Annotated in this window: 10 protein-coding genes; all 10 read left to right on the top strand. The window is 56.3% G+C overall.

Features of this window, described 5'->3' with window-relative positions; genetic code table 11:
• Nucleotides 1-7: 7 nt before the first annotated feature.
• The 10 genes from AC1MKH_RS05115 (at nucleotide 8) to AC1MKH_RS05070 (ending at nucleotide 11,965) form a co-directional block, all read left to right on the top strand.
• Nucleotides 8-1,048 carry a fimbrial protein gene (locus tag AC1MKH_RS05115; protein WP_276222695.1) on the top strand — a complete coding sequence of 347 codons (1,041 nt, stop codon included), beginning with the start codon at nucleotides 8-10 and terminating at the stop codon, nucleotides 1,046-1,048.
• A 20-nt stretch (nucleotides 1,049-1,068) separates the two neighbouring features.
• Nucleotides 1,069-1,803, top strand: coding sequence for an EAL domain-containing protein (locus tag AC1MKH_RS05110; protein WP_276222697.1), 735 nt, complete (start codon nucleotides 1,069-1,071; stop codon nucleotides 1,801-1,803).
• 486 nt (nucleotides 1,804-2,289) lie between these two features.
• A complete protein-coding gene (locus tag AC1MKH_RS05105) occupies nucleotides 2,290-3,717 on the top strand; it encodes a glucose/sorbosone family PQQ-dependent dehydrogenase (RefSeq protein WP_276222698.1) in 1,428 nt (475 codons plus the stop codon).
• 64 nt (nucleotides 3,718-3,781) lie between these two features.
• A complete protein-coding gene (gene pqqU, locus AC1MKH_RS05100) occupies nucleotides 3,782-5,917 on the top strand; it encodes a TonB-dependent receptor PqqU (protein ID WP_276222700.1) in 2,136 nt (711 codons plus the stop codon).
• Nucleotides 5,918-6,069: 152 nt separating this feature from the next.
• Nucleotides 6,070-6,249 (top strand): hemin uptake protein HemP, encoded by a 180-nt coding sequence (gene hemP, locus AC1MKH_RS05095; protein WP_276222702.1) that lies wholly within the window; start codon nucleotides 6,070-6,072, stop codon nucleotides 6,247-6,249.
• A gap of 76 nt (nucleotides 6,250-6,325) precedes the next feature.
• Entirely contained in the window at nucleotides 6,326-8,308 is a 1,983-nt protein-coding gene (locus AC1MKH_RS05090) for a TonB-dependent hemoglobin/transferrin/lactoferrin family receptor (RefSeq protein ID WP_276222704.1), read from the top strand.
• Nucleotides 8,309-8,354: 46 nt separating this feature from the next.
• Entirely contained in the window at nucleotides 8,355-9,383 is a 1,029-nt protein-coding gene (gene chuS / locus AC1MKH_RS05085; protein WP_276222706.1) for a hematinate-forming heme oxygenase ChuS, read from the top strand.
• The gene (locus AC1MKH_RS05080; protein WP_276222708.1) at nucleotides 9,380-10,201 is read left to right on the top strand and encodes a heme/hemin ABC transporter substrate-binding protein; all 822 of its coding nucleotides are present in this window, start codon (nucleotides 9,380-9,382) and stop codon (nucleotides 10,199-10,201) included. The genes chuS and AC1MKH_RS05080 overlap by 4 nt, the downstream gene beginning before the upstream one ends.
• Complete coding sequence (locus tag AC1MKH_RS05075; protein WP_276222710.1) at nucleotides 10,201-11,193, top strand: FecCD family ABC transporter permease; 993 nt, start codon at nucleotides 10,201-10,203, stop codon at nucleotides 11,191-11,193. The genes AC1MKH_RS05080 and AC1MKH_RS05075 overlap by 1 nt, the downstream gene beginning before the upstream one ends.
• The gene (locus AC1MKH_RS05070; protein WP_276222712.1) at nucleotides 11,186-11,965 is read left to right on the top strand and encodes a heme ABC transporter ATP-binding protein; all 780 of its coding nucleotides are present in this window, start codon (nucleotides 11,186-11,188) and stop codon (nucleotides 11,963-11,965) included. The genes AC1MKH_RS05075 and AC1MKH_RS05070 overlap by 8 nt, the downstream gene beginning before the upstream one ends.
• Nucleotides 11,966-12,098: the final 133 nt, after the last annotated feature.

The raw sequence follows: 12,098 nt of genomic DNA, 5'->3' as shown, positions 1-12,098 counted from the left end.
ATTTACCATGCGGATTTTTACCCCAACGCCGCGCACCGGGCTGCTTCTGCTGATTTTGTCCGGCGCGCTGTTCTCCACCAGCAGCTATGCGCTGACCTGTAAACGCGCTAGCGACGGCAGCGTAGAGCAGATAATTCCGTTGGATCACCAGATCAACGTCTCTACCGCGAATCTGACGGCGGGCACCGTGTTATGGCGATCGTCAACGTTTACCTCGACCTTTAAATGTACCGATACCAACAACCACCCGCAGGGGGAAGACGCCTATCTGTGGTGGGATCCGGACCGTCAAATGTCGGCTATCCACAACTCGCTGGAGGTCGGCGTGACCTTCCTTGGTACGGACATCAACCCTACTAAGGTCAAAAGTACCGACATCGGGCCGGGTACTGTCTGTAACCGAGGGTCAAATGGCCGGTGTAAAGCACCCGCAATTTCCCAGACGATCACCGCGACTTACGCCATCTATATCAAAGCGACGGGGAACCCACCGCCGTCCAACGGCGTGATCAACGATCAGAGCAAATATGCCGCTTTTCAGGTCGATGGTGAAGGCGGCTTAAACAACCAACCGAACAGTAACTTCCGTGCCTATGTTTCCGGGCTTGGCAATATCAGGTTCATCTCCTGTAGCCCAAAAATTACCGTCTCTGCCAACAATGGCGAAACGGTAAACTTTGGCGCTATTCCGGCGCGTAATGCGGTCGTCGGCAAGATTGAAAAGCAGGTGCCGTTCAGCATTCGCGCCGACCTGACCGGCCAGGGGCAGGATTGCGAAAAACAGACGCTGATGGCGAACTTCAGCACCACCTACCCGACGCAGGATAATCAGTTGATTCTGCCGGAACAGAACAGCGGTTTCGGGATTTTGCTTTCCCGCGCCGACTCGCCGAACACCTGGCTTAGCATGAACACGCCAACAGAACTGGGCTATGTGAACGGCAGCGTTGTCGAAAGTAATTTCCTCGCCAGCCTGAAATGGCTCAGCGCAACGCCGAAAGTGGGCAAATTCAACGCGTCAGCTAATATTGACGTGACCTTTAAATAACACGAGGACACTCTACGAAAATGTCGCTGACCTCCGCCGAGCCAACCGGACTGCGCTATGTTTTTCAGCCCATGTTCGACCGTGCAGGCAAAATGATTGCCGTTGAGTGCTTAACCCGGTTTACGCAGGAACCGGGAAGCGCGGCCATCACCGTAGAACAGTTTTTTAGCGACGCGTCCGATGAGCTTCGCGCGCGCATTTTGCAGGAGCAAATTGCGCTGGTGAAAAGCTATCAGTGGTGGTTTCAGCAAAATGACGTGATGGTCACGATTAATGTCGACGAGGCCACACTGCATACGCTGAACGATGACTTTATTGCCGATTGCGTAAAAACCATCGGCTGCCTGCATTTCGAGGTGAGCGAGTTTTCCAGTACCCTGGTCAAACGCAATCCGGCCATCGAGGCGCTGGGCGATAAATATTCGTTCTGGCTGGATGACTTTGGCGCGGGCTATGCCGGGTTTGGCGCACTGGCGATGCAGTCTTTCCGTTTTATTAAAATGGATAAAAATCTGCTGTGGAATCTGCGTGAAAAGAAAAACGGGCAGCAGTTGATGGCCTCGCTGCTGCACTACTTCAGCGCCAACCATTATCAGGTGATCGTTGAAGGGATTGAAACACAGGAGCATCTGACCTGGCTTGATAACATGCCGTGGTTTGCGCTACAGGGATTGCTGTGGCAAGAGCAGAGTATCGAAGCCCTGACCGCTGGCCAATCCAACGCCAATTCTCTCCCCCGCCAGACCCATCACTAATTTCATGCGTTTTTTGACGTTAAACAATCTCATGCGGTAAAGCGTTTTGCTTTATCGCTTGATTTTACAAATAATCAAAAAACAATTAACATTAATATAATGCATCAGCTATCATACATATTAAATAGCGACAACTTTTCTTCAGATAATTCCCTCCCAGCTTTTAAAATGATGGATAAAAAATTTTTATAACTCAGTCAAAAAATTTAAATATCATATCGACAATATTTTTTTTCGCCTCTTAACAATAGTTATCCTCAATCAATCCAGACATCCTGTGAAAATATTCGGCGTTGACTCGTAAAATTCCTAATCCATTGAGAGGAGAAATTGACTCTATATTCTTTTTTGCGCTTACAGTTACATTAATCATAACCTTTCACACAACTTGTCACAGTTTGACAAAATGTGACGCACAGACAATAGTTATTCCATCCCGATAGCCTCGGATAAGTCTGAGGCTATTTCTATGGTATGGAGCCAGCAATGTTTAATAATAAAACCAAACGAATCAGCCAGGCAGTGGCGTTATCGCTTGCCCTGTGTGGCGTCAGCTATGCCGCAACCACGAGTCATGCATCATCGGCAAAACATCCGGAAGTTCAGGCCAATGAGCCGTTTTCCGCACACGTTCTGATCAGCGGCCTGGATGCGCCGTGGGATATGGTGTGGGGCCCGGATGGTTATTTGTGGGTGACCGAACGTAAAGCCGCTTCTATCGATCGCATCGACCCGAAAACCGGCGAGAAAAAAGTCGCTATCACGCTGAGCGGCGTCCATACCGGCCCGCAACACGAAGGTGTGCTGGGTCTGGCATTATCGCCAAACTTTATGAAAGCGGGTGGCGATAATTATGTTTATACCGCTTATACCTATATGAACGGTAATGAAGAACATGCCAAAATTGTTCGTCTGGAATATGACGAAAAAACCCAAAAACTGGGTAACGAAAAAAAAATCCTGGCCGGTTTCCCGGCGGGGAATGACCACAATGGTGGGCGTCTGCGCTTTGGGCCAGATGGTAAACTCTATTACACCATCGGTGAGCAAGGGCATAACCAGGGCGCGAATTTCTGCAAACCTATTGATGCACAGCGAATTCCAACTGAGGATGAGCTGAAAAATAAAAATTACGCCGCTTATGCCGGTAAAGTGCTGCGTCTGAATATCGACGGCTCCATTCCGGAAGATAACCCAACCATTCACGGCATTAAAAGCCACCTGTTCACTTATGGTCACCGTAACCCGCAGGGGCTGGTCTTTGTCGGCGATACCCTTTACGCCTCTGAACAAGGCCCCTCTTCTGACGATGAGCTGAATATTCTGGAAGCGGGCGGAAACTACGGTTGGCCGCACGTAGCAGGCTTCCAGGACGATCAGGCTTACGTTTATGCAAACTACTCGAAAGCTGAAAACTGCCCGTCGCTGACATGGGACCCGAACCACATCCCGGCAGGCGTACCGGTGCAGAAAGAGACTGAATGGAAAGCTGCTGACTTTAAAGCGCCAATCAAAACCTTCTTCACCGTCAAAGAGGGCTACACCTATAACGACGCCAGCTGCAGCGCGGATTCTGCGTACATTTGTTGGCCGACTATTGCACCGTCAAGCGTAGCGTACTACCCGGCCGATGGCGTCATCAAAAGCTGGCGTAACTCCATCATCGTCAGTTCGATGAAAAATGGCGCGCTCTATCGTGTTCTGCTGAACGCCGATAAGAAAAACGTGCAGGGTGACGTGGCGAAATACTTCCACACCGCCAACCGCTACCGCATGGTGGTGGTCAGCCCGGATACGCGTAAAATCTTCGTTGCCACCGATAACTTCGGCAACGTGATGGATGAGTCTAACCATCCGACGCACAACCTGAGCAACCCGGGTTCGATTATCGTCTTCGAATATACCGGTAAATAATGCACTTGCAGGCGGGTCTATTGGCCCGCCTGATTTTTTTCCCTTTCCTATAAAAAACACACCGATGAAATTAACTCTGCCCCTCTCCGGGCTGGCGGCCACCTTTGTGCTGTCTCCGGTTTCATACGTTTATGCGCAGGACGCCGCAACAGATGATGGTGAGCAAACCATGATCGTCAGCGCAGCGCCCCATTCCGGCCTCTCCGCGTTAGATACGCCTGCTGCCGTCTCCGTCAATTACGGTGACGATATCCGTCACGCCGCGCCGCGAATTAACCTTTCAGAAGGGCTGGCCGATGTGCCGGGCCTGCAAATTCAAAACCGACAGAACTTCGCCCAGGATTTACAGATGTCGATTCGCGGTTTCGGCGCGCGCTCGACCTTTGGTATTCGAGGCCTTCGGCTGTACGTGGACGGCATTCCTGCGACCATGCCGGATGGTCAGGGGCAGCTCTCCAATATTGATGTTGGCTCGATTGACCGTATCGACGTGCTGCGCGGGCCATTCTCCGCGCTTTATGGCAACGCTTCCGGCGGCGTGGTGAACGTGGAAACAGAAACGGGCCGCCAGCCGACGACGATTGAAAGCAGCAACTATTACGGCAGCTTCGGTACCTGGCGTACCGGGTTAAAAGCCACGGGTGCGGTGGGCGATGGCACGCAGAAAGGCGATGTGAACTACACCGTCTCCAGCAGTCGCTTCTCTACACACGGTTTTCGCGACAACAGCGCCGCGCACAAAAACCTGCTCAATGCCAAACTGGGCGTGAAGGTCAACGACACCGGCAGCCTGACATTGCAGCTCAACAGCGTGGATATCACCGCGGACGATCCGGGTGGTTTAACCCGCAAAGAGTGGAAAGATAACCCGGCGCAAGCGCCGCGCGGCGAAGAGTATCGCATGCGCAAAACCGTCAAGCAGACACAGGCCGGGCTGCGCTATCAACAAGGATTGGGCGAGCACGACGACCTGAGCGTGATGACCTGGGCCGGTATCCGTGAAACCGTGCAGTACCAGTCTATTCCTTACTTTGTGCAGCAGCGCAGCGACACGCATCCGGGCGGCGTGATTGATTTAACGCGTCGCTACCAGGGCATTGATACCCGCTGGACGCACCACGAAGAGAGCGGCTTCCTGCCCTACTCTATCACCACGGGCCTCGACTACGAGACAATGACCGAGCAGCGCAAAGGGTATGAAAACTTTGTCTATCAGGACGGTCATTACGATCTGGGGACGAAGGGCGACATGCGTCGCAACGAACGTAACCTGATGTGGAACCTCGACCCGTACATTCAGACCAACTGGCAGCTTACCTCTGCCCTGAGTCTCGATGCGGGAGTACGTTACAGCTCGGTGTGGTTTGATTCCAATGACCATTATGTGGTGGGTAAAAATGGCGACGACAGCGGCGAAGCAAGCTATCACAAATGGCTTCCGGCGGCCGCGCTGAAATATGCCATGACGCCGACGTGGAACGTTTATCTCTCCGCCGGGCGTGGCTTCGAAACGCCGACGATTAATGAACTGTCGTATCGCCCTGATGGGCAATCCGGCCTGAACTTTGGCTTACAGCCAGCGACGAATACCACCGTTGAAGCAGGCAGCAAGTGGCAGGTTGGCACCGGGCTTGCCAGCCTTTCCGTCTTTAACACCGATACGAAGGATGAGATTGTGGTAGCCGCCAGCGACAACGGGCGTACCTCCTATCAAAATGCCGGGAAAACACGCCGTCGCGGCGTAGAGCTGGCGTGGGATCAGCAGTTCGCTACCGCATGGCGCGCCAAACTCGCCTGGACGTGGCTGGATGCAACCTATCGCGAAGACGCCAGCAGCACGATCCAAAGCGGCAACCGTATTCCAGGTATTGCCCGCAACAGCGCTTACGCCTCATTGGGCTGGGTGCCGGAAGAAGGCTGGTATGCAGGCGCGGAAATGCGCTACATGAGCGACATTCAGGCCAACGACGCGAATACCGAACAGGCTCCGGCGTACACGGTCACGGCGCTGAACAGCGGCTATAAGTTCGTGGCGGATAACTGGGTGGTGGATGTGTATACCCGCGTCGATAACCTGTTTGATAAAGAGTATGTGGGTTCGGTTATCGTCAACGAAAGCAACGGGCGTTATTACGAACCGGCTCCGGGACGCAATTATGGCGTAGGGTTGTCGGTGAGTTATATGTTTGATGCGATGTAGGTGAGGGGCGAGGGGGAAGCAAGCACGCATCCCCCCCAAATTCCCCCCAATCTCTCTTTTCCGTAAAAAAAAGCTTGATACAAATCAACACATATTGATAATGCTTCTCGTTATCGACTTAGTTATCATTTTCATAACGGAACGCGCCTGGTATGAATAACACAGCAGAAGACCGGACAAAGCACAGCGCCTCGCCGTACCCTTCGCACGAGAAGCGCTTGATTAGCAGCAAATTGTTGCTCGGCGACGAGGGTTCGGTGCTGATTGAGCACAATGGCCAACATTATCAGCTTCGCCAGACGCAATCCGGCAAATTGATCCTGACTAAATAAATCATCCTATTTCGCCAGCCACCCAGGTGACTCCCAGGCAGCCAGCAATTTTTCATTTTCCTTATGGAGAGTTGTTATGCTACGCCCGCAATCCGCCCCGCTGCGCCCGACGCTGCTGGCCCTGACCATCGCCGGCATTCTGCCCGGTACTGCCCTCGCCGCCGATACCATGACCGTAACCGCCACCGGTAACGCCCGCAGCGTATTTGAAGCGCCCATGATGGTCAGCGTCATCGATACCACCGAACCTGAAAATCAAACCGCCAGTTCCGCGGCTGACCTGCTGCGCACCGTGCCGGGCATTACGCTTGACGGCACAGGCCGCACCAACGGTCAGGACGTCAACATGCGCGGCTACGATCGTCGCGGCGTACTGATTCTGGTGGATGGCGTGCGCCAGGGCACCGATACCGGGCACCTCAACAGCACCTTTCTTGATCCGGCGCTGATCAAGCGTATCGAAGTGGTACGCGGCCCGTCGGCGCTGCTGTACGGCAGCGGCGCGCTGGGCGGGGTCATTTCATACGACACGGTAGACGCTAAAGATCTGCTGCGCGATGGCCAGAACAGCGGCTTCCGCGTCTTTGGCACCGGGGCGACGGGCGATCACAGCATCGGTATGGGCGCAAGCGCCTTTGGTCGCACGGATACGCTTGACGGCATCGTCTCGTGGTCGAGCCGCGATCGTGGCGATCTGCGCCAGGGCGATGGATCAACGGCGCCAAACGATGAGTCGATCAATAACATGCTGGCGAAAGGAAGCTGGAAAATTGACGATGCTCAGACGTTGGGTGGCTCATTCCGCTACTACAACAACAAAGCGCAGGAGCCGAAAAACCCGCAGACTATCGAAGCCTCCACCAGCAGCAACCCGATGGTCGATCGCTCCACCATTCAGCGCGATGCACAGCTCACCTATAAACTCGCGCCGCAGGGCAATGACTGGCTGAACGCTGACGCCAGAATCTACTGGTCGGAAGCACGCATTAACGCGCAAAACATCGATAACACCGGCGAATTCCGCAAGCAAACCACTAAAGGCGGCAAAGTCGAAAACCGCAGCCGTCTGTTCAGCGACTCCTTCGCCTCTCACCTGCTGACCTGGGGCGGTGAATATTATCGTCAGGAGCAGGAACCCGGCGGCGTTACCACCGGTTTCCCGGAAGCGAAAATCGATTTCAGCTCCGGCTGGATCCAGGACGAAATCACCCTTCGCGATCTGCCTGTTACCCTGCTTGGCGGCACGCGTTATGACAACTATCGCGGCAGCAGCGACGGTTACGACGACGTGGATGCCGATAAATGGTCTTCCCGCGCCGGGATGACCGTCAGCCCAACCGACTGGCTGATGCTGTTCGGCTCTTACGCGCAGGCCTTCCGCGCGCCAACAATGGGCGAGATGTACAACGACTCGAAGCACTTCTCCATCGGTAGCTTCTACACTAACTACTGGGTACCGAACCCGAACCTGCGTCCGGAAACAAACGAAACGCAGGAGTACGGTTTTGGTTTGCGCTTCGACGACCTGATGCTGGCCAACGATTCCCTCGAATTCAAAGCCAGCTACTTTGATACCAAAGCGAAGGATTACATCTCCACGGCGGTCGATTTCGCGGCAGCAACGACGATGTCCTATAACGTGCCGAACGCCAAAATCTGGGGCTGGGACGTGATGACCAAATATAGCGCGGACCTGTTCAGCCTCGACGTGGCCTACAACCGCACGCGCGGGAAAGACACCGACACCGGGGAGTACATCTCCAGCATCAACCCGGACACGGTCACCAGCAAGCTGAATATTCCGGTGGCGCACAGCGGCTTCTCGGTCGGCTGGATTGGGACGTTTGCCGATCGCTCCACCCACGTCAGCAGCAGCTACAGCAAGCAGCCGGGCTATGCGGTTAACGACTTCTACGTCAGTTATGAGGGCCAGCAACAGCTGAAAGGCGTCACCACCACCCTGGTGCTGGGTAACGCCTTCGATAAAGAGTACTGGTCGCCGCAGGGGATTCCGCAGGACGGGCGCAACGGGAAAATTTTCGTAAGTTATCAGTGGTAACGACATCGCCCCGCTTCGCCGGGGCTTCATCTGGAAGGAAGAGACAATGAATCACTACACACGCTGGCTTGAGCTAAAAGAACAAAACCCAGGTAAGTACGCGCGTGACATCGCAGCATTAATGAATATCAGCGAGGCAGAGTTAACCTTTGCCCGCGTGGGCCATGACGCGGTGCGTCTTGCCAGCGACGTGCGCGACATCCTTGCCGCGCTGGAAACCGTTGGCGAAACCAAGTGCATCTGCCGTAACGAATATGCGGTGCACGAGCAGGTTGGCGAATTCACTAACCAGCACCTGAGCGGCCATGCGGGGCTGATCCTCAATCCGCGCGCGCTTGACCTGCGCCTGTTCCTGCACCAGTGGGCCAGCGTTTTCCACATCAAAGAGATGACCGCGCGCGGCGAACGCCAGAGCATTCAGTTCTTTGACCATCAGGGCGATGCGCTACTGAAAGTCTACGCCACCGAGCGCACCGACATGACCGCATGGGCCGATGTGCTGGCGCGCTTTATCATTAGCGACAATACAACCCTGGTGCTGAAACCTGCGGAAGAAGCCGCCAGCGAAAGCCACGCCGACGCCGCAACCGTTGATAGCGAATGGCGTGCGATGACCGATGTGCATCAGTTCTTCACCCTGCTGAAGCGCCACAACCTGACGCGTCAGCAGGCATTTTCGCTGGTCGGCGACGATCTTGCCTGCAAAGTGCCTAACAGCGCGCTGGCACAGATTCTCCATAGCGCTCGTCAGGACGCCAATGAAATTATGGTGTTTGTCGGCAATCGTGGCTGCGTGCAAATCTTCACCGGCGTGGTGGAAAAAGTGGTGCCGATGAAAGGCTGGCTGAACATTTTCAACCCGGCGTTCACGCTGCATCTGCTGGAAGATCATATTGCCGAAAGCTGGGTCACCCGCAAACCGACCGCTGACGGCCACGTCACCAGCCTGGAAATTTTCGCCCACGACGGCACGCAGATTGCCCAGCTTTACGGTCAACGTACCGAAGGCCAGCCGGAACAGACCCAGTGGCGCAAACAGATTGATGCACTCACGGCGGAAGGGCTGGCAGCATGAAAAAATGGCTCGCCCTGCTGGTCGCCCTGCCCGTCGCGGCGCTGGCAGCTCCGCAGGAGAAGATCGTCGCCCTGGGCGGCGACGTGACCGAGATTGTTTACGCACTCGGGGCGCAGTCTTCGCTTGTCGCGCGTGACAGCACCAGCCAATGGCCGCCGGAAGCGGCCAAACTGCCGGATGTGGGTTATCTTCGTCAGCTCAATGCCGAAGGCATTCTGGCGATGCGCCCAACGCAGGTGCTCGCCAGCCAGCAGGCGCAACCGTCGCTGGTGCTCAAACAGCTGGAGCAGAATAAGGTGCCGGTGATCAGCGTGCCGAGCCGTAACGACCTCAGCGTGATTGATGAAAAAGTGCAGGTCATCGCCAAAGCCACGCACCGTGAAGTGGAAGGCGAAACGCTGCGCAACAGCATGCGCCAGGCCATTGCCGCGCTGCCCACCACGCCGCTCGATAAAAAAGTGCTGTTTATTCTCAACCACGGCGGCATGAACGCGATGGCCGCCGGGCAGCAAACGGCGGCAGATGCGGCCATTCGCGCTGCCGGGTTAAAGAATGCGATGCAGGGTTTTGCCCGCTATCAGCCGCTGTCGCAGGAAGGCGTGATCGCAAGCCAGGCCGATCTGGTGGTGATCCCCGCCGACGGTTTAGCGGCGATTGGCGGCGAAGCGAATCTGTGGAAGCTGCCGGGGCTGGCGCAAACGCCCGCCGGGAAGCACAAACAGGTTCTGGCTATAGACGATATGGCGCTGCTCGGGTTTAGCGTACGTACGCCGCAGGCGATTCAGCAGTTGCGTGCCAAAGCGGAGTCGCTGCCCTGATGTCACGGCGGATCACCCTCTCCCTCATTACGCTGGCGCTGCTGCTGGCGGTGGGGACGCTGGCGGCAAGCGGTTTTGGCGCGTTGCGCCTGCCTCTCAGCCTGCTGTGGAATAACAGCGATGACGCGCTGCGGCAAATCTGGTTCACCATTCGCCTGCCGCGCGTACTGCTGGCGCTGGTTGTCGGCGGCTCGCTGGCGCTGGCGGGCTGCGTGATGCAGGGGCTGTTCCGCAATCCGCTGGCCGATCCGGGGCTGCTCGGTATCAGTAGCGGCGCGGCGCTGGCGGTGGCGTTGTGGGTGGTATTACCGCTGACGCTGCCGCCGCTGATCATGCTTTACGCCCCCATGTTAGCGGCCTTTTTCGGCGCGCTGGCGGCAACGGTGGTTATCTTCCTGCTGAGTCGCCAGCGCGACAGTTCGCTGTCACGCTTGTTGTTAGTCGGCATCGCCATTAACGCCCTGTGCGGTGCGGCAGTGGGCGTGCTGTCGTGGGTGAGCAACGATGCGCAGCTGCGCCAGCTCTCGCTATGGGGCATGGGCAGCCTGGGGCAGGCACAGTGGTCAACGCTGCTGACCGTTGCCTCCCTGATGGTGCCCACCGTGTTTGTTATCTGGCGTCTCGCCGCTGCGCTGAATCTGCTCCAGCTCGGTGAGGAAGAGGCACACTATCTCGGCGTGGACGTGCAGTCGGTTCAACGACTGTTGCTGGTATGCAGCGCCCTGCTGGTTGCCGCCGCCGTGGCGGTGAGCGGTGTGATTGGCTTTATCGGCCTGGTGGTGCCGCACTTAATCCGCATGTGGCTGGGTGCCGATCACCGTGCTGTTATCCCCGGTTCGGTTCTCGCGGGCGCGTTACTGCTGCTGATCGCCGATACGTTTGCCCGCACGCTGGTGGCACCTGCGGAGATGCCGGTCGGCCTGCTGACCAGCATTCTTGGCGCACCGTGGTTTCTTTGGCTGATTTTCCGTCGTGGAGGGCAACATGGCTGATTCACTGAGCGTAAAAAATCTCCACTACCGCGTGGCAAACCGGTTGATCATCCGTGATGTGTCACTCAGCCTTGAACGCGGTGAACTGTTGACGCTCATCGGCCCCAACGGCGCGGGGAAATCGACGCTGCTGCGCTTACTGACCGGTTATCTTGCGCCCGCTGGCGGCGAGCGCTGGCTGGCGGGAAAAACGCTGGAAAGCTGGGAGGCCAACACGCTATCCCGCCAGCGCGCGGTGATGCTTCAGCAAACGCAGATGGGCTTCGATTGGCCGGTTGAAGCGGTGATTGGCATGGGGCGCATGCCGTGGACACCGCAGCCGGAAAACGCCGTGATTCAGCAGGTAATGCAGCTAACCGAATGTCTGCCGCTGGCGGGCCGGCGTTATGCCTCGCTCTCCGGCGGTGAGCAGCAGCGCGTACAGCTGGCACGAGCGCTCGCGCAGCTGTGGTGTGAGGATTCGCCGCGCGGCTGGCTGTTTTTGGATGAGCCCACCTCGGCGCTGGATCTGTTCCATCAACAGCATCTGCTGCGGTTGTTAAAACGGCTGACCCGGCAAGGGGAGCTGCACGTGTGCGTGGTGCTGCATGATTTAAACCTTGCCGCGCTGTGGGCAGACAGAATTGTGCTGCTGTATGACGGAATGATTGTTTCGCAGGGCTCGCCTGATGAGGTGTTACAGGCGGAGACGCTGGCGCGCTGGTACGGCGCCGAGGTCCAGGTACGGACGCATCCCGAATGCGATGCGCCGCAGGTGTTTTTAGCCCGGTGACATTGCCGGGAGGCGCTGCGCTTGCCCGGCCTACAAATTCACGTAAATTCAATACATCGCGAAAAACACGTAGGCCTGATAAGCGAAGCGCCATCAGGCAAAAATAAGAAGGGAGCCGAATGGCTCCCTTCTG

The organism is Pseudocitrobacter sp. CD920760, from assembly GCF_057782505.1.
Note: the sequence above shows the minus strand (reverse complement) of the source record. Positions and strands in the feature narration are given on the sequence as shown.

What these genes read in the sequence shown, in the direction of transcription:
- AC1MKH_RS05115 (WP_276222695.1), top strand. Translation starts at nt 8, where the DNA reads ATGCGGATTTTTACCCCAACGCCGCGCACCGGGCTGCTTCTGCTGATT.
- AC1MKH_RS05075 (WP_276222710.1), top strand. Translation starts at nt 10,201, where the DNA reads ATGTCACGGCGGATCACCCTCTCCCTCATTACGCTGGCGCTGCTGCTG.
- chuS (WP_276222706.1), top strand. Translation starts at nt 8,355, where the DNA reads ATGAATCACTACACACGCTGGCTTGAGCTAAAAGAACAAAACCCAGGT.
- AC1MKH_RS05105 (WP_276222698.1), top strand. Translation starts at nt 2,290, where the DNA reads ATGTTTAATAATAAAACCAAACGAATCAGCCAGGCAGTGGCGTTATCG.
- pqqU (WP_276222700.1), top strand. Translation starts at nt 3,782, where the DNA reads ATGAAATTAACTCTGCCCCTCTCCGGGCTGGCGGCCACCTTTGTGCTG.
- AC1MKH_RS05110 (WP_276222697.1), top strand. Translation starts at nt 1,069, where the DNA reads ATGTCGCTGACCTCCGCCGAGCCAACCGGACTGCGCTATGTTTTTCAG.
- AC1MKH_RS05090 (WP_276222704.1), top strand. Translation starts at nt 6,326, where the DNA reads ATGCTACGCCCGCAATCCGCCCCGCTGCGCCCGACGCTGCTGGCCCTG.
- AC1MKH_RS05080 (WP_276222708.1), top strand. Translation starts at nt 9,380, where the DNA reads ATGAAAAAATGGCTCGCCCTGCTGGTCGCCCTGCCCGTCGCGGCGCTG.
- hemP (WP_276222702.1), top strand. Translation starts at nt 6,070, where the DNA reads ATGAATAACACAGCAGAAGACCGGACAAAGCACAGCGCCTCGCCGTAC.
- AC1MKH_RS05070 (WP_276222712.1), top strand. Translation starts at nt 11,186, where the DNA reads ATGGCTGATTCACTGAGCGTAAAAAATCTCCACTACCGCGTGGCAAAC.